Annotated in this window: 16 protein-coding genes; 10 read left to right on the top strand and 6 right to left on the bottom strand. The window is 65.2% G+C overall.

Annotation, left to right across the window (positions count from 1 at the left end; genetic code table 11):
• Positions 1-116: 116 nt before the first annotated feature.
• A complete protein-coding gene (locus tag ATE64_RS18400; RefSeq protein ID WP_058457383.1) occupies positions 117-1,145 on the bottom strand; it encodes an IS110 family transposase in 1,029 nt (342 codons plus the stop codon).
• A 186-nt stretch (positions 1,146-1,331) separates the two neighbouring features.
• On the opposite strand from ATE64_RS18400, the gene ATE64_RS18395 reads away from it, so the two are divergent.
• From ATE64_RS18395 to ATE64_RS18350, 10 genes are all read left to right on the top strand, one after another.
• Entirely contained in the window at positions 1,332-1,913 is a 582-nt protein-coding gene (locus tag ATE64_RS18395) for an ANTAR domain-containing protein (RefSeq protein WP_058457382.1), read from the top strand.
• Complete coding sequence (locus ATE64_RS18390; RefSeq protein WP_058457381.1) at positions 1,910-3,121, top strand: CmpA/NrtA family ABC transporter substrate-binding protein; 1,212 nt, start codon at positions 1,910-1,912, stop codon at positions 3,119-3,121. Before ATE64_RS18395 ends, ATE64_RS18390 begins: the two co-directional genes overlap by 4 nt.
• A 249-nt stretch (positions 3,122-3,370) precedes the next feature.
• Positions 3,371-4,603 (top strand): nitrate/nitrite transporter, encoded by a 1,233-nt coding sequence (locus tag ATE64_RS18385; protein WP_058457380.1) that lies wholly within the window; start codon positions 3,371-3,373, stop codon positions 4,601-4,603.
• 2 nt (positions 4,604-4,605) lie between these two features.
• Positions 4,606-5,808, top strand: coding sequence for an alginate export family protein (locus ATE64_RS18380; protein WP_058457379.1), 1,203 nt, complete (start codon positions 4,606-4,608; stop codon positions 5,806-5,808).
• Positions 5,808-8,285: a nitrite reductase large subunit NirB gene (nirB, locus tag ATE64_RS18375; RefSeq protein WP_058457378.1), complete on the top strand. Its 2,478-nt coding sequence runs from the start codon at positions 5,808-5,810 to the stop codon at positions 8,283-8,285. The genes ATE64_RS18380 and nirB overlap by 1 nt, the downstream gene beginning before the upstream one ends.
• Positions 8,282-8,623, top strand: a complete 342-nt coding sequence (nirD, locus tag ATE64_RS18370) for a nitrite reductase small subunit NirD (RefSeq protein ID WP_058457377.1) — start codon at positions 8,282-8,284, stop codon at positions 8,621-8,623. Before nirB ends, nirD begins: the two co-directional genes overlap by 4 nt.
• Complete coding sequence (locus tag ATE64_RS18365; RefSeq protein WP_058457376.1) at positions 8,623-11,220, top strand: nitrate reductase; 2,598 nt, start codon at positions 8,623-8,625, stop codon at positions 11,218-11,220. The genes nirD and ATE64_RS18365 overlap by 1 nt, the downstream gene beginning before the upstream one ends.
• Positions 11,210-11,995 carry a uroporphyrinogen-III C-methyltransferase gene (gene cobA, locus ATE64_RS18360; RefSeq protein WP_058457375.1) on the top strand — a complete coding sequence of 262 codons (786 nt, stop codon included), beginning with the start codon at positions 11,210-11,212 and terminating at the stop codon, positions 11,993-11,995. Before ATE64_RS18365 ends, cobA begins: the two co-directional genes overlap by 11 nt.
• A complete protein-coding gene (locus ATE64_RS18355) occupies positions 11,988-13,217 on the top strand; it encodes a molybdopterin molybdotransferase MoeA (RefSeq protein ID WP_058457374.1) in 1,230 nt (409 codons plus the stop codon). The genes cobA and ATE64_RS18355 overlap by 8 nt, the downstream gene beginning before the upstream one ends.
• Positions 13,217-13,684, top strand: coding sequence for a hypothetical protein (locus ATE64_RS18350; RefSeq protein WP_058457373.1), 468 nt, complete (start codon positions 13,217-13,219; stop codon positions 13,682-13,684). The genes ATE64_RS18355 and ATE64_RS18350 overlap by 1 nt, the downstream gene beginning before the upstream one ends.
• A gap of 296 nt (positions 13,685-13,980) precedes the next feature.
• Here ATE64_RS18350 and ATE64_RS18345 read toward each other — a convergent pair whose 3' ends face one another.
• From ATE64_RS18345 to ATE64_RS18325, 5 genes are all read right to left on the bottom strand, one after another.
• A complete protein-coding gene (locus ATE64_RS18345) occupies positions 13,981-14,610 on the bottom strand; it encodes a tyrosine-type recombinase/integrase (RefSeq protein WP_058457372.1) in 630 nt (209 codons plus the stop codon).
• Positions 14,611-14,732: 122 nt separating this feature from the next.
• A complete protein-coding gene (locus ATE64_RS18340; RefSeq protein WP_231729167.1) occupies positions 14,733-15,341 on the bottom strand; it encodes an outer membrane protein in 609 nt (202 codons plus the stop codon).
• Positions 15,342-15,615: 274 nt separating this feature from the next.
• Positions 15,616-16,014 carry a hypothetical protein gene (locus ATE64_RS18335; protein ID WP_058457371.1) on the bottom strand — a complete coding sequence of 133 codons (399 nt, stop codon included), beginning with the start codon at positions 16,012-16,014 and terminating at the stop codon, positions 15,616-15,618.
• 171 nt (positions 16,015-16,185) lie between these two features.
• On the bottom strand, positions 16,186-16,986 hold the full coding sequence (locus ATE64_RS18330; protein ID WP_058457370.1) for an SDR family oxidoreductase: 801 nt from the start codon (positions 16,984-16,986) through the stop codon (positions 16,186-16,188).
• A gap of 78 nt (positions 16,987-17,064) precedes the next feature.
• Positions 17,065-18,006: a LysR family transcriptional regulator gene (locus tag ATE64_RS18325; protein ID WP_058457369.1), complete on the bottom strand. Its 942-nt coding sequence runs from the start codon at positions 18,004-18,006 to the stop codon at positions 17,065-17,067.
• Between the last annotated feature and the right edge of the window lie 17 nt (positions 18,007-18,023).

Raw genomic sequence — 18,023 nt, 5'->3', positions numbered from 1 at the left:
TCGAGGTGCACCGGCCAAAATGGGTTTTCCTGATCCGGCGGTTTCAACCGGCTTTGTGCATCAGCTCCTGTCTGCCCTTCCCAACCTCGGCGACGCCATGATCGGCGCCTGATCTCCTATGCGTGCGCGACCTGCGGTTCGCGGTAGTGCTCTCCGCTCGTCATCAGCGCCCAGACCATGCGGGCGGTTTTGTTAGCTAGCGCCACAGCTGCAACTTTCTTCGCTCGACGCTTCATCAGTTCGATGAGCCATGGCCGTTTGGTGCCGTGCCGCTCGGCATGGCGGATGACGGCCATCGAACCGACGACGAGCATCTGACGCAGATACTGGTTGCCCGCACGCGATATGCCGCCGAGCCGCTCCTTCCCTCCGCTGGAGTTCTGCCGCGGGACCAAACCTATCCACGCGGCGAGGTCGCGGCCTGTCTTGAACAGGCGCGGATCGGCGACGCTGGCAACAAAGGCGCTGGCGAGCAGTGGCCCGACGCCCGGTATCTCCATCAGCCGCCGCCCAACTTCTGTGTCGCGCGCACTCGCACGGATACGTCGGTCGTTCTCAAGGATCTGCTCCTTTACGATCGCGAGCTGCGCCCCGAGCATCTCCAAGCAGAGCCGGGCATCAGGTGGAATCCTCTCGTCATCTTTGTCGGCGACTATCGCCAGCAGGCGCTCGAGCCCAATGCGCCCCACCGGCGCCACGATCCCGAACTCCGACATATGCGCCCGCGTCGCGTTCGACAGCTGCGTGCGCTGGCGGTTGAGCATCAGGCGGACACGGTGAAGCATCATCACGCTCTGCTGTTCCGGAGTCTTCACCGTCACGAACCGCATCGTCGGCCGCGTCACCGCCTCGCAGATCGCCTCCGCATCGGCAGCGTCATTCTTGCCGCGCTTCACATACGGCTTCACATATTGCGCCGGCATCAGTCGAACATCATGGCCCAGCGCGATCAGCTCGCGGGCCCAGTGGTGAGAGTTGCTGCAGGCCTCGATGCCGACCAGACAGCGCGGCAGCTTCGCGAAGAACGGAATCACCCGGGCCCGGCTCAGGCGCTTGCGCACCACCACTTCGCCTGCGGCATCAACACCGTGGACCTGAAACACCGACTTCGCGATATCCAACCCGACCGTTACAATCTTCTCCATCGTAGCTCTCCTTCCAGCTCATCCCGCAGATCATACCGCGGGGAGTTGGAGAGCCGTCCACGTCATCAATTGGAGACTGTCCGCTGTTGGTAGCCTATTTCGCTAAGCGGACACTTGACGCGCGGATTATGTCGCGACCGACAAAGTCTCTGGCAGATTTGTGCGCTGCAGCGTAAAGGCGCGACCATGAGGATCGCGATCATCGACACCAGCGCAGGGCGTGCGGCCGTCATATCCGACGGTTTGCGCGAAGCTGGTCTCGACGACCTCGTACTGGTGGACACTTCCAAACCACTTGTTGCGCAGATCGAAGCGGCTGCCCCCGAAGTTGTTCTTATCAACCTCGAGAACCCGAGCCGCGACCTGCTCGAGGATTTCTTCGCTATGTCGCGCGCGCTGGCACGGCCGATCGCAATGTTCGTCGATCAGAGCGATGCCGAGGCGACCGGCGCGGCGATCGACGCCGGGGTTTCGGCCTATGTCGTCGACGGATTGTCGAAGCAACGTATCAAGCCGGTGGTTGACCTCGCCATCCGACGCTTCCAGGCCTTTTCGCGGCTCCAGCGCGAACTCGATGACGCCAAGAACGCACTCGCCGAGCGGGCCGTGATCGACAAGGCGAAGGCGATCCTGATGAAGCGGCGTCAGATCGACGAGCCCGAGGCTTATGCCCTGCTCCGCGGACAGGCGATGCGGACCAATCGTCGCATCTCGGAGATTGCCGAGGCGATCGTCACCAGCGAAGCGCTGATGGGAGACATGGAATGACCGGCGAGCGCTTCCGTATCGGCTTCCTGCCACTCGTCGACGCCGCGTTGCCGGTTCTTGCCCACGAAATCGGCTTCGCCGCCGCCGAGGGGGTCGCGATCGACCTTGTCCGCGACATGACCTGGGCGACCGTGCGCGACCGGCTGCTCTATGGTCACACCGATGCGGCGCATATGATCGCGCCGCTTGCCATCGCCACAACGCTTGGAAAGGATCGTCCCGCAGTGCCGCTCGCGGTGCCGTTCGTTCTGGGTCTCAACGGCAATGCCGTCACCTTCTCGACCAAGCTCGCGGAAGAAGCAGGTCTGACCGATACGCTGGGTGATCCGATCCGGATCGGCGCGGCGCTGAAGCAGGTAGCGGACGCGCGGGTCGCGGCGGGCAAAGCTTTGCGCTTCGGCGTCGTCCATCGCTATTCGAGCCACAATTACATGCTGCGCTACTGGCTCGCAGGTGTCGGCATTCGTCCCGATCAAGATATCGAGATCGTCGTTACCAGCCCGCCTTTTGCCGCCGACGCGCTCGCCGCGGGCGAAGTCGACGGCATCTGCGTCGGCGAGCCATGGAACTCGATCGCCGTCGACCGCGGCGTAGGTCACATCGCGCTCGCAACCGCGCAGATCTGGCGCCGCGGTGTCGAGAAAGTGCTCGCGATGCCGGAGGCTACGCTCAACGAGCGTCGCGAAGCGGTCGCAGCGCTGGTCCGCGCGCTGCACGCGGCAGCGGCACATTTTGTCGAACCCGGCGCTGCCGAGGAAAGCGCCGACATATTGGCGCGGCCCGAATATCTCGACGCGCCGCGCGATGCCGTATTGCGCGCAATCACCGACCGCATCCGGCTCGTCCCAGGCGGCGAGCCGATCCACTATCCCGACTTCATGTTCCAGTATCGCGAGGCGGCCAACTTTCCCTGGCGCAGCCAGGCTGCGTGGCTCTACTCGCAGATGGTCCGCTGGGACTATATGGCGTTCGACGACGCCGAAGCCGCGGCGGCCGGCAACGTCTTCCGTCCCGACGTCTACCGGGCCGCGCTTGCAGGCTCGGGCGCGCCGCTGCCCGGCGCGAGTTCGAAACTCGAAGGCGGGCTCGACGAGCCCATCGGCGCCGGTTCGACACAGGGCCGCCTCACGCTCGGCAGCGACCGCTTTTTCGACGGCCGCGCCTTCGATCCCGACGACATCGAGACCTATCTCGCTAAACTTCCATAGCTTTTCCTTTTATGCTGCACCTGCGAAATAACCGCTTGCAGCAAAGCTGCGAATCAGGCAGCTTTAGCGCACTCGGCAAGGTTGCCGGGGCAGGATAAGGCGGCGCCGGTTCCAACGAGGGGATCGAACCGCAGGCGGACGGGGAGCCATTCCCCGCAATCCCAACAGGCAATGAAGCCGTCAGGATGCGCCCGCATGGCCGCCGTCCTGGCGGCTTTTTTATTGCCCGTCACACGAAGGGGACGGACGATGACGACTGCAAACACGGGGGCCATGGCACCCAAATCGAGCTTCTGGGCGAGCGGGCACTGGCCGACGCTGGTCGCCGCCTTTCTTTATTTCGATCTTGCCTTCATGGTCTGGGTCATCCTTGGCCCGCTGGCGCCGTCGATTTCCGAAGACCTCGGACTGACACCCGCACAAAAAGGCCTGATGGTCGCGGTCCCGACGCTGGCCGGCGCGGTGCTGCGCGTCGTCAACGGGCTGCTCGTCGACCGGATCGGCCCGAAGCGCTCGGGCGCGATCAGCCAGATCATCGTCATCGCCGGACTGTTCGCGGCCTGGTTTTTCGGCGTGCACAGTTTCGCGGGCACGCTCGCACTCGGCGTGATCCTCGGCTTCGCCGGTGCAAGCTTCGCGATCGCGCTGCCGCTTGCGAGCCGCTGGTATCCGCCCGAGCATCAGGGCAAGGCGATGGGCCTTGCGGGCATGGGCAATTCGGGCACGGTGCTCGCCGCGCTCTTCGCCCCCGGCCTCGCCAAGTTGTTCGGCTGGAACGCAGTGCTCGGCCTCGCCTGCATCCCGCTGACGATCGCCTTCTTCATCTATCTCGCGATGGCGAAGGATGCGCCGAATGCGCCCGCGCCGAAGAAGCTTGTCGACTATTTCCAGCCGCTCAAGACCGCCGACGCCTGGTGGCTTATGGCCTTCTATTCGGTGACGTTTGGCGGCTTCGTCGGGCTCGCCGCCTCGCTTCCGGTGTATTTCACCGATCAGTTCCACCTGACCCCTGTGATCGCGGGCTATTGCACCGCGGCGTGCGTCTTCGCCGGATCGCTGGTGCGGCCGATGGGCGGTGCGCTCGCGGACCGGATCGGCGGCGTCAAGGCGCTGATGGCGGTGTTCGTCGTCGCGGCGCTCGCTCTCGCGGGCGTACCGCAAGCCGATAGCTTGCCCGCCGCGCTCGGCCTCTTCGTCGTGGCGATGCTCGCGCTTGGCACCGGCAACGGCTCGGTGTTCCAGCTTGTGCCGCAGCGCTTCTCTGCCGAGATCGGCGTGATGACCGGGCTCGTCGGCATGGCGGGCGGCGTCGGCGGCTTCTACCTTGCCTCCTCGCTCGGCTTTGCGAAACAGTGGAGCGGCAGCTTCGGCCCCGGCTTCTATATCTTCGCCGGGCTTGCGGTCGTGGCGCTGGTCGGGCTGATCTTCGTCAAGGGCCAGTGGCGCGCGACCTGGGGCGCAGCCGAAGGCGTGCGGATCTAACCATGACCCGCACCCTTGTGATCTTGCTGGCGCTCGCGCCGGCCGGGGTGGCGCACGCCCGGGACGTCACCCTCAAGCCGCTCGGCGAAGCCCGGCTTCGCTATGAACAGGTCGATCAGGACGGCCTCGCCGCCGATGCCGACGCCCTGACCCTGCGCCTCCGCGCCGGGGTCGAGGCGAAAGCCGGGCGCTGGTCGGCGCTCGTCGAGGGTCAGGGCACCCTTGCAGTTGTTGACGATTATTTCGACGGCCTGCACGGGCCGGCTACGCGGCCGCTCGTCGCCGATCCCGAGAATATCGCCTTGGCCCGCGCCCAGCTTCGGTACGCCTCGCCGAGCTTCGCGGTAACCGCAGGCCGCCAGCGGATCGGGCTCGATGACGAACGCTTCATCGGCGCCGTGCCTTTTCGTCAGAACGGCCAGAGCTTCGACGCGGTGCGCGCCGAGATCACGCCGGCCAAGGGCGTCAAGGCCGACCTCACCTATGCGTGGAGCGTGCGCACCATCTGGGGCATCGACGGCGCCGGCGCACGGCAACAAGCGGTGTCAGGCGACAATCTCTTCGGCAATGTCAGCGTCGCGACGCCGGTCGGCAAGATCGCGGCCTTCGCCTATCTCGTCGACCAGGACGAGGCCGCCATGCAGGGTTTCCGCATGTCGAGCCAGAGCTATGGCGTGCGGCTCGACGGCAGCCAGCCGCTCGGCAAGGCGAAGATCGCCTATCAGCTCAGCTATGCGCGCCAGTCCGACTGGCACCGCAACCCCAATGACTATTCCGCCGACTATTGGCTTGCTGATGTCGCGGTCGATCTTGGTGGCCCCCGGGTCGGCGCCGGGTATGAGATACTCGGCGCCGACAACGGGTTGGCCCTGACCAGTTTCCAGACCCCGCTCGCGACCGGGTTCAAATTTCAGGGTTGGGCAGACAAATTCCTCGTCACTCCGCCCGATGGCGTCCGCGACCTTTATGGCAGCGTGGGCTGGGGCTGGAAGGCGGTCGGGCCGCTCAAGGCCGTGACGCTGCAGGCCGCGTATCACGACTATCGCAGTGACCGGGCCAGCCGCGCCTACGGCGACGAGATCGACCTCCTCGCCAGCGCCAAGCTCGGCAAGGTCACCGCCTCGGCGCGCTACGCCCACTACGACGCCGACACTTTCGCCACCGACACCGACAAATTCTGGCTGCAACTGGACTGGATGCTCTGATGGAACACCGCCCCCTCAAACCCGACGCCGACACGCGCGAGCATCTGGTCGTCATTGGCAACGGCATGGCCGGCTGCCGCGCGGTCGAGGAACTGCTCGCGCGCGATCCGAGCCGCTACCGCGTCACAATCTTCGGCGCCGAACCGCGGGTCAATTACAACCGCATCATGCTCTCCCCCGTGCTGGCGGGAGAGAAATGCTTCGACGATATCGTGATCAACGACGCCGCGTGGTATGCCGACAACGGCATCGCGCTCGTCGCCGGCGATCCCGTTGCGGCGATCGACCGCGCGGCGAAGACGGTGACGGCGCGCAGCGGGCTCGTCGAGACTTACGACCGGCTGCTGATCGCCACCGGCTCCGATCCCTTCATCATTCCCGTTCCGGGCAAGGACCTGCCCGGCGTCATCGCCTTTCGCGACATGGACGATGTCGACATGATGCTCGCCGCCGCCGATGCCGGCGGCGACGCGGTGGTGATCGGCGGCGGGCTGCTCGGGCTCGAGGCGGCGCATGGCCTCAGCTTGCGCGGCATGAAGGTCACCGTCATCCACCTGATGCCGACGCTGATGGAGCGCCAGCTCGACGAGGCCGCGGGCTGGCTGCTCAAAAATGCGCTCGAAGCGCGCGGCCAGACGATCCTGACCGGCGCCGACACCGCCGAGATCATCGGCACCGGCAAGGTCGAGGGCGTGAAGCTCAAGGACGGGACATTGATCCCCGCCAGCCTCGTCGTGATGGCGGTCGGTATCCGCCCGTCGATCCAACTCGCGCGCGACGCGGGCCTTGCGGTCGGGCGCGGCATCCAGGTCGACGACCATATGGTCACCAGCGACCCCGCCGTGCTCGCGGTGGGCGAATGCGTCGAGCATGACGGGCAGGTTTACGGCCTCGTCGCGCCCTTGTGGGACATGTGCCGCAGCCTCGCCGACGGGCTGGTCGAGAAACCCAGCGGTTATCGCGGCTCGGTGACCTCAACCAAGCTCAAGGTGTCGGGCATCGACGTCTTTTCGGCGGGCGATTTCTCGGGCGGCGACGGCTGCGAGGATATCGTCCTCCGCGACGCCTCGCGCGGCGTCTACAAGCGCGTGATCGTCAAGGACGACCGCATCGTCGGCGCGGTGCTCTACGGCGACACCGCTGACGGCAGCTGGTATTTCGATCTCCTGAAGAAGCAGAAAGACGTCTCCGACCTCCGCGACCTCTTGATCTTCGGCCAGGCCTTCGCCGCGGGAGGCGGCGCGGCGGACCCTAAGGCGGCCGTTGCGGCGCTCTCGGACGATGCCGAGATTTGCGGCTGCAACGGCGTCACTAAGGGCCAGGTCGTCTCGTGCATCGCCAAGGGCGCACACAGCCTCGACGCGGTGCGCGGCACCTGCAAGGCGTCGGCCAGCTGCGGCAGCTGCACCGGGCTCGTCGAGAACCTGCTCGCGCTGACATTGGGCGACGATGTGCAAAGCGGCCCCAAGACCATGTGCAAATGCACCAGCTTCGGGCACGACGATGTCCGCCGCGAAATCGTCGCGCAGGACATGCGCTCGATCCCCGAGGTGATGCAGAAATTGCACTGGGCCACCCCCGACGGCTGTTCCTCGTGCCGCCCCGCGCTCAATTACTATCTGCTCTGTGCGCTGCCGGGTGAGTATGTCGACGACCAGCAGAGCCGCTTCGTCAACGAGCGCCTCCACGCCAATATCCAGAAGGACGGGACCTATTCGGTCGTCCCGCGCATGTGGGGCGGGCTCACCAACCCCAGGGAGCTGCGCGCGATCGCCGATGTGGTCGAGAAGTACAACGCGCCGATGGTCAAGGTCACCGGCGGCCAGCGGCTCGACATCTTCGGGATCAAGAAGGAGGATCTGCCCGCGGTCTGGGCCGATCTCAACGCCGCCGGAATGGTCTCGGGCCATGCCTATGGCAAGGCGCTGCGCACGGTGAAGACTTGCGTCGGGTCCGAATGGTGCCGCTTCGGCACGCAGGATTCGACCGGGCTCGGCGTCAAGCTGGAACGGATGAGCTGGGGCAGCTGGATGCCGCACAAGTTCAAGATCGCGGTGTCGGGATGCCCGCGTAACTGCGCTGAGGCGACGATCAAGGACTTCGGCGTCGTCTGCGTCGACAGCGGTTATGAGCTCCACGTCGGCGGCAACGGCGGAATTCACGTGCGCGCCACCGACCTGCTCTGCAAGGTCGCGAACGAGCAGGAGGCGATGGATTATTGCGCCGCCTTCATCCAGCTCTACCGTGAGGAAGCGCGCTACCTCGAACGCACCGCACCATGGATCGAGCGCGTCGGGCTCGACCATATCAAGGCGCGCATCGTCGACGACGATCTGGGCCGCGACGCGCTCCGCGCACGATTCCTCTTCTCGCAGAGCTTCAGCCAGGACGACCCCTGGGCGCAGCGCGCCGAAGGTGCCGAAGCCGAACATCACGCGCCGATGGCGCGCTTTATCCCGCAGGAGGAACTGGCATGAACACCGCCGAATGGCTCGACATCGGCTGGGTCGACCAGATCCCCGTGCGCGGCAGCCGTACGGTGCAAGTCGAGGGCGGCGACGACATCGCAGTCTTCCGCACCGCCGAAGGCAAGGTCTTCGCTCTCCTCGACCGCTGCCCGCACAAGCATGGACGGCTCAGCCAAGGCATCGTCCACGGCGGCGCGGTCGCTTGCCCGCTGCACAATTGGCGGATCAGTCTGTCGACCGGCGAGGCGCTGGGCGACGACAAGGGCTGCACACCCACGGTGCCGGTCAAGATCGATGGCGGCCGCGTTCTCATCTGCCGCGCGAGCACGCTGAAGGCCGCCGCCTGATGACGGAGGCCGTCCGCACGACCTGCGCCTATTGCGGCGTCGGCTGCGGCATCCGCGCGACGGTAACGGGCGAACGGAGCGTCGAGATCGCGGGCGATCCCGACCATCCAGCTAACCGCGGCCGCCTCTGCTCCAAGGGTACGCATCTGGGCGAAACGGTGGGATTGGAAGGCCGCCTCCTCCATCCGACGATCGGCGCCAAGCGCGCGAGTTGGGACAAGGCGCTCGATCTCGTCGCGAAGCGGTTCAAGGAGACCATCGCGCGCCACGGTCCGGGCAGCGTCGCCTTTTACGTCTCGGGGCAACTTCTGACCGAGGACTATTATGTCGCGAACAAGCTGATGAAGGGGTTCATCGGCACGGCGAACATCGACACCAATTCGCGCCTGTGCATGTCGAGCGCGGTCGCGGGCCATATGCGCGCGTTCGGCGAAGATGTCGTCCCCGCGACCTATGACGATCTCGACGCCGCCGACCTCTTCGTCCTCGTCGGGTCAAACACCGCCTGGTGCCATCCGATCGTCTATCAGCGCATCCGCGCACGCTGCGAGGCGGGCGCCAAGCTCGTCGTCATCGATCCGCGCCGTACCGAGACCGCCGAAGAGGCCGACCTGCATTTGGCCGTCCGTCCCGGCAGCGATGTCGCGTTGATGAACGGGCTGCTCCAGCATTGCCGCGAAACCGGCATCGTCGATGAGGATTATCTGGCCGCGCACGTCGCGGCTCCCGCAGAATATTGGGACCAGCTTGGAGAGGGGAATGACCTGTGGTCGGTGGCGCGCATTTGCGATGTCCCCGCCGCCGACCTCAGGCATTTCTACGAGCTGTTCGCCGCGAACCCGCGCACCGTCACCTTGTTCAGCCAGGGGATCAACCAGTCGACTGCAGGCACCGATCAGGTCAACGCGATCACCAATCTCCACCTCGCAACCGGGCGCATCGGCAAGCCGGGCGCCGCGCCCTTCTCGATCACCGGTCAGCCCAACGCGATGGGCGGACGCGAGGTCGGCGGGCTCGCCTCGACGCTCGCCGCGCATATGGACTTCTCGCCCGAGAACCGCGCCCGCGTCCAGCGCTTCTGGGCCGCACCGACGATCGCCGAAAAGCCGGGCCTCAAAGCCGTCGACCTGTTTCGCGCCATTGGCGAAGGACGGATCAAGGCGCTGTGGGTGATGGCGACCAACCCCGCCGTATCGATGCCCGACGGAAATGCGGTGCGCGAGGCACTCGCCGCCTGCCCCTTCGTGGTCGTTAGCGACGTGATCGAAAAGACCGACACCGGGTCCTTCGCCCATGTCCGGCTGCCCGCGGCGGCTTGGGGCGAGAAGGACGGCACCGTCACCAACAGCGACCGCACGATCAGCCGCCAGCGCGCGCTCTTCGCGCTCCCCCGCGAAGCGATGCCCGACTGGTGGATCGTCAAGGAGGTCGGCCGGCGGATGGGATGGAAGACCGCCTTCGCCTACGACCGCCCCGCCGACATCTGGCGCGAGCATTGCCGCCTCTCGACCTACGACAATGACGGCGCACGCCTCTTCGCGCTGCCCGGCGCGGCGCAGGGCGGCACCGCCGCCTATGACGAGATGGAACCCTTCCGCTGGGGCGGCGATCATCCCTTCGCCGACGGCCGCTTCTCCACGGAGGACGGTCGTGCACGCCTCGTCCCGATCACGCAGAAACCCCTACCCGCCCCCCTCACCAAATGGCCACTGACGCTCAACACGGGCCGCTACCGCGATCAGTGGCACACCATGACGCGCACAGGCCTTGCCCCGAAACTGGCGCGTCACCGCGAGGAGCCGCTCGTCGAGATCCATCCCGACGACGGCTCCCGCCTCGGCCTCACCGACGGCGGGCTCGCGCGCGTCGAGACGCCGCAGGGCGACAGCCTCTACCGCGTCGCCTTTCACTCCGGTCAGCGCCACGGTGAATTGTTCGTGCCGATCCACTGGACCGACCGCACGGCAAGCGGCGGCCGCACCGGGCTGCTCCCGCGCCCGCTCGTCGATCCCGTGTCGGGCCAGCCGGGGTTCAAGCGCACCCCGGCGTCGATCGCCGCGGTGGTGCCCAGGTGGCGCGGCTTTCTGCTCCTCTCGCGCGAGCTGGCCAGCGCGCCGCGCTGCCTGTGGGCGACACGAGTCGCGGTTCCTGCGGGCGTCATGTGGGAGCTGGCCGGCAATGGCGATCTCAAGGCGATCGAAGCGCTGCTTCCCAAGGGGGAGCGGATCGAGGCGCAGGATGCTGCACGCGGCACCAAGCGCATCGCCATCGTCGCGAATGGACGTCTGTCGGGCGCCCTGTTCGTTACCGAGACCGGCGAACTGCCTTCCCGCGACTGGCTGATCGCGCAGCTATCGGCGCCACAGGTCGCGCCAACGCTGCTCGCGGGCCGTGCCCCGGGAGCCCAAGCTGACCGCGGCCCGATCATCTGCGTCTGCTTCGACGTCGGGCTGAGGACCATCGTCGCCGCCATCCGCGACCAGAAACTCGCCGACGTCGCCGCGATCGGCGGCGCGCTCGGTGCCGGAACCAACTGCGGCTCCTGCCGTCCCGCGCTCGCGCGCATCCTGGCCGAGGAGACCAGCAATGCAGCCTGACGATTTCGCGAGCGGCACCGTGTGGCTCGTCGGCGCCGGCCCCGGCGACCCGGAGCTTCTGACGATGAAGGCGGTGCGATTGATTGAGCGCGCCGACATCGTCTTTTACGACGCGCTGGTTGGCGATGGCGTGCTCGCGCTTATCCCGGCCAGGACCGAGATGGTCAGCGTCGGCAAACGATCGGGCCGCCATTCGAAAGACCAGCGCACGATCGACGCGATGCTGGTCGAAGCGGCGGCCGCCGGCAAGCGCGTGGTACGCCTGAAAGGCGGCGACCCCTCGATCTTCGGCCGATCGACCGAAGAACTCTCCGCCTTGCGCGAAGCCGGGTATATTGCCCGCATCTGCCCGGGCATCACCACCGCGTGCGCCGCCGCAGCGTCTGCCGGCATCTCTCTCACGCTCCGCGGCGTCGCCCGCGATGTGCGGTTCGTCACCGCACATAGCAGGCACGGCGCAGCGCTCGATATCGACTGGCCCTCGCTCGCCAACGGCGGGTCAACCCTTGCCTTCTACATGGGGCGCGACGCCGCCGGCGAGATCATGCGCGGGCTCACGCGCGCCGGCATGCGCGGCGACATCCCGGTGATGATCGCTTGCCACGTCAGCAGCCCGGACGAGCGCCGACTGGCAACGCGGCTCGACCTGCTCGAGCTTGCGACCCGGTCGTTCGCGGCCGACGCGCCTACGCTGATCCTGGTCGGCGAGGTTGTCGATCAAGGCACCTCCGAGCTCGCGATTTCGGAAGCGTACGGGAGACAGATGCATGGGTAAGCATGCGACCATCCTGACATCCGGCGCTTGCGCGGCTTCCATCGATTTCGACGGGGCCTTGGCGATCCTCGCCGCGCATGCCCGTCCCCTCGGCAAGGAAAGCGTCGCGTTGGCCGATGCGGGCGGGCGCCATCTCGCTGCACCGGTGCTTGCGCGGATCGACGCCCCGCGGCGCGACTGCGCGGCCATGGACGGCTATGCGGTCCGCGACGCCGACCTGAAGAACGGCACTATATTCTTGCGTTCGAGGGGCACGAGCTACGCGGGCGGCGCCAAGCCGGGTGCAATCTCGGCGGGAGAAACCTGGCGCGTAATGACGGGCGCACCCCTGCCTCATGGTAGCGACCGTGTCGTGATGATCGAACATTGCCGGCATCGCGGCGAGCTTGTGGCGCTCGACGCTGCGCCGCTCGGCAAGCCGCACGTCCGGAAGGCCGGCTCGGATTTTGTTGCGGGCGATGAGCTCCTCGCTGCGGGCACGAGGATGACGGCGGCGCGGCGGGTCGTGGCTTCCGCCGCCGACCATTCGGAGGTCGAAGTATGGCGCCGTCCGCGTATCCTGCTGGTCGCGACCGGCGACGAAATCCTCGCGCCGGGGTGCGCATCGCGGATGCCTAATGCGATCCCGGACAGTCTCAGCGGGGCAATCGAGCAAATGTGCGTCTTGGCAGGTGCAGATGTCGTCGCGAGGCTCCGACTTCCTGACAATGAGCAGGCGATTGCCGAAGCGCAGCAAGAGGCCTCCGCCGACGTGGTCGTCGTCATCGGCGGCGCCTCACGCGGCGACCGCGATTTTGGGCGGTCGGCCTTCGCATCACTCGGACTGGAAGTCGCTTTTGCCGATGTCGCCATCAAACCCGGCAAGCCGGTTTGGTATGGCCGGTTGAGACAAACGCATGTTCTCGGGTTGCCGGGAAACCCGACTGCGGCCTTTACCGTCGCCTCGCTCTTCCTCGCGCCGCTCATCGCGGGCCTGTCCGGAGGAAAGATATCGGACGCGCTGCCCTGGCAGCTCAGGCACTCGACAAGGCCGATCCCGCCAAATGGACCGCGCGAGGCATTTCTCTGCGCATCGCTATCCTACGAGGGCGCCGCCATTTGCGATCGCCAGGATGCGTCGGGACAGGCCATGCTCGGTCTCGCCGATTGCCTCGTTCGCCGCCCCGCCCACGCTCCCACGGCAAATGTGGGCGATCTCGTACCGGTGTTGCCGCTGTGCTGATGGGCCTGTTGATCGAGCGATTGTGCAACCGAGAGGCTCCAGATCGTCCGGCAACGCAAGCGCAATCTGCCAGCCTCAAAGCGACACTCGCAGCAATTGGGCAAAAGATCGAAAGCGACAGCGGAGAGACACTGTCTAGGGTAGAGAGCAAGATCTGGAACACCGCAGCGGTGATCTCCTACATGGCGCCTGGGTCCGGAGATCATGCACCCGCAAATGCCAAGGTTCTCAGCTGGGCAGCCGCCCGTGCCGGTTTCGAAGATATGGGCCTGCCGGACGCAGCGACATTCGTGACATCCCTGGTAACCGAACTCGCCTTTCGAACCGAAATTGATCCTCGCGACCGCCGTGGCGAATCCGACTCCCTCGTGAGGCTTGCCACGCTGAAACGGCAGTTTTCAGCTATCGAAGAGGAGCACGACCTCTGGGACCTGCTACGAAAGTTGATCGAGCGAACCGCGCGCTAACCTTGCGCTCTCAGCTAAAAAATGCGCCCGCCGAATGAAACCGGCGGGCGCAAGATGAAGATTTCCGTCCCCTTTCGAGGAAGAGCTCTTCTGGGTCGCGCAGCGCAATTAGCGCGACGTCCCGATTCTCGATTGTATGAAAGCGCCAAAACGGCAGCCAGTCTCATGGCGTTGAGCGATGGCAAGCGACGGAGCTGGCCGCTAGCTGACTGACAGCTTTTGGCGGCCAAATGAAGAGAGCGGACGTTCCGCAGCAATCCGGAGCGCTCGCTCTCTAGGATGTCGAGCATTGATCGTTAGACTTCGATGCCTTCCGCCAACGTCAGGGCATCTTCCACATCAACGCCGAGGTATCGCACCGTATTTTCGATTTTGGTGTGCCCCAGAAGAATTTGAACAGCGCGCAAATTGCCAGTCGCCTTGTAGATAATCGACGCCTTCGTTCTCCGAAGCGAATGTGTTCCATAGTCTTCGCTTCGAAGGCCGACTGCCGTGACCCACTCGTCAACGAGACGCGCATATTGCCGCGTGCTCATATGGGCAGAGTGGTCGATGCGGCTGGGGAACGCATAGTCCTCGATCGATCCGCCCCGGCGCTCGAGCCACGCCAGGAGGCTCCCGCGCGCGTCCGACATGATTTCGAACTGAACTGGTCGGCTCGTCTTCTGCTGAATTACGATTGCCCGCGTTCGCAACTCTCCACCTGTTACCAAGTCGCCGATCTTGATCTTCACCAGGTCACAGCCCCGCAGTTTGCTGTCGATCGCAAGATCGAACAGCGCCCGGTCTCGAAGTCGGTGCTCGCGATCGAGATGAAAGCGAATGGCCCAAATCTGACGTGGCTTCAGTGGACGCTTTGTTCCAACCTTCCTGCCGGAATTCCACGCTGGTCGAGGCGCCGAATAATCGAATTCTGACCTTCCCATGATCGTTCTCCTGAGGCCAACATGGCCAAACCGGCAACGCCCAGGTTGGACAAAGGCCTCTAGGGGATGGTTGGACAGGGCGGGCGAATACCGACCGTCCCGCCCAACACGACCAAATGGGATCAGAATCGGTAGGTCAACCCCGCGAGTACGCGGTGGCGGTCATATTTGCCCTCGCCTTCGCTGAGGTCCGAATAGCGATATTCGACGCGCGCCGAGACATGATCGACCAGCTGGCGCTCGACGCCGCCGCCGACGAGCCAGCCGTCGCGGTTCTCGGCTTCGCTCGTGGTGCCTGCAATATCGGTGATCCGCGTCGTGACGCGCGCATTGCTATAGCCGCCGCGCACATAGACGAGCGTTTCGGGCTGGACGAGATAGCCCGCGCGCGCGGTCAGGTCGAACGAGTATTTCGGGTCGATCAGATAGGCCCCGCTGGCGCTCGTGCCGCGGAACTTGTCGTCGTTGGTGAGGTCGAAGCTGCCCTCGGCGCCGACGACGATACGGTCACCCAGGCGGCGATCATAGCCCGCGTAAATGCCGCCGGTTAGCGCCTGCTGCTTGTCGTCGATCGCGATCACGCCTTGCGGCATTTCGGGATTCCGCACATCGTCGCCGCTCCATCCGGCCTGGGCACCGACGTACGGCCCTTCGAATTCCTGTGCCGATGCCGTGCCGGCGGTGCCGGCAGCGATGATGGCGGACGCGACCACGGTCTTGAGGATCTGCATTCTATAAACTCCTGATGCTTGATCATCCCGCTCCACAGCGGAGCTGGTGAGCGGCAGATGAGAGTTTCTCTTGAGTTCATCAACTGCGCGTTTGTTCAAGCATCATGTCTTCATGGTGCACGATTTCTGTGGACCCGCGCGCGCAAACGCCGGCCCCCTGCCGCGCGCCGAAATGGCGACGGCAGGGGGCCGGCGTTTGCGGCGATCAATGCCGCCGGAGCAGATTATGGCGGGGATGGCTGGCGCGAATGAGCGATGTTACGCGCCGCGCCGATCAGGAAGGCCAGTTCCTGATGCGAGGCGCGAAACCGCGGCGGCTCGCCACATGATCGAGGATCTGACGGAGGTCGCCCGGCGAAAAGCCCGCGTCCAGCGCGGCCGCGATGTCGCGTTCGCCGAGCTGGTTCCAATACCATAGCTTGACCGAAAAACGCCGCAGCGATTCAAGCCGCACATTGGCCAGCGGAAGCGGAACATCGCCGAAAATAGCCAATTCGAGGCGCGCCAGCCATCCTTTGGGCTTCAGGCTCCGCGGGCCGTCCCACGAGGCCATTTCGACGATTTCCCAATCGGAGCCGGTGAGTGAGCCGCCCGCTGCGCGCGGCGGGTGACGGTCGCAGGACGCGGCGGCAAAACCGGCGGAGGGATGGGCATGGTCTGTAATCGTGAACATCGACTGCTTCCCGATAGGCGATCCGATTTCGATGTGGACCGCGATGCGTCACGGAATTCGCATCGCGGGATGGATCGATCAACTATGCTCCAGTTCAGGGATCATGGCGCCAAGGTTCATGATCGCGCAATCATAATGACCGCCATGTCCGATAGCCTACGCCGTACGGCCTTATTGCTCCCCCATTCCGCCGTTCAGCGGCACACAGGTTCCGTTGATGTAGGTCGATTTCGAACTGGCGAGGAACAGCGCGGTTTCGGCGACGTCGTGAACCGTTTCGAGCCGATCGATCGGCGCGCCGCGGCCGTCCTGCTTTTGCGCCTTCGATACGCCGGCGTTGCCGCCTTGCGCGCCCGCGCGGCTCGGGACGACGGCGTTGGCGCGAATGCCTTGCGCGCCATATTCGGTGGCGATCGCTTTGGTGAGTGCAATCAGACCCTCGATCGTCGCCCGGCGGATGCCCGATCCCGCCACCTCGGCAGCGCCGGAGACGCTTGCAATATTGACGATGACGCCGCCGCCCGATTCGAGCATCACGGGGATCTGCGCGCGCATCGCATAGAAGGTGCCTGAGATATTGTTCGCCGTCATCGCATCCCACGTTGCGAGCGATATCCCGGCGAGCGGCGTCGACGGCGAACGGACGGCGATGCCGTTGACGGCGATGTCGAGCCAGCCGTAGCGATGCTTGGCGAACGCCGCCAGGCCGACATGATATTGGGGATCGGACGGATCACCGGGAAAGAAGCAGGCCCGGCCGCGGGCCGCCTCGATCGCCGCGGCGGTTTCTTCGGCGCCCTTGCCGTCCATATCCGCGACAACGACATTCGCACCTTCCTGCGCGAACAGCATGGCGACCGCGCGCCCGATCCCCGAGCCCGCCGCGGTGACGATCGCAGTCTGGCCCTGGAGTATCTGATGGCGTTCTTCATCGGCACGGACCGCCGGAAGCGGGAAATCCCGGTATGTCATGCGAGCTACCCTCAACGAGAAATCGAAAGAGGGTGGCAAATGTCACGAGGGGCTATCGGCGATCAATCGGCCGAGGGTTCATGATGGCTGTCCTGACAGTGCGCGAAGGCGCGCTTCATGCTCGCGAGTGATCTGCGCAACGCGCGCGACGAAGACGTCGATAAAGGTGCGAACCTTTGCCGAGAGAAATTTGCGGCTTGGGTAGACTGCGTAAATTTTGGTGGCGATCTGGGCGATCCCCGGAAGCACGATCTCCAAGCGGCCAGCGATGACATCCTCCTCGACGATTAGGTCGGGCAATATCGCCATGCCCATGCCATCGAGGGCGAGCAAACGGACAAGCGTTTCACTCCCGCACTCCAGCCCGGTCTCGAACTTGACGACCTCTCGGCCGAACGCCCCCTCGAACGGGACCGCGGCGCCGACGTGCATGCCCTTGCACAGAAGCAGCCGCCCGCCGTTGAGGTCGGCGAGGTTCGCGGGCCGTCCAATGCGGTCGAGATAGGCGGGTGACGCCACGAGGGGATGGGGCATGTCGACGATCGGACGGGCAATAAGGCCAGGGTCGAGCAAGCCCGGAACAGTGGCGCGGAGCAAGAGGTCGAACCCTTCCTCCACCAGATTCACAACCCTTCCGCTGAGGTCGATATCGAAACGGACGTCGGGATAGAGCGCATCGAATTCGGCGAGCATCGCTGAAAAGCGGGCGTTGTCGAACCATCGCGGCACCGCCAGCCTTAACGTGCCCTTCGGAACAACCGTGGTGTTGCCGACCGCCGCCTCGACCTCGTCAAGCGATTCGAGCGTCTGCTTCGCCTGGTTGAAATAGAGCGCGCCGGTCTCGGTCATGCTGACGTGGCGGCTCGTCCGGTTCAGCAAGCGGGTGCCGAGGCGGTTTTCGAGCGCGCGGACATGCTTGCTCGCCATAGTCGGCGACATGTCGTGCCGATCGGCGGCGGCGGTGAAGCTCTTGAGCTCGACGACGGTGCAGAACACCCGAAGACTTAGCAACGTATCCATGGATCATGAACCTATAG

The organism is Sphingopyxis sp. H073, assembly GCF_001468395.1.
GTDB lineage: Bacteria > Pseudomonadota > Alphaproteobacteria > Sphingomonadales > Sphingomonadaceae > Sphingopyxis.
Note: the sequence above shows the minus strand (reverse complement) of the source record. Positions and strands in the feature narration are given on the sequence as shown.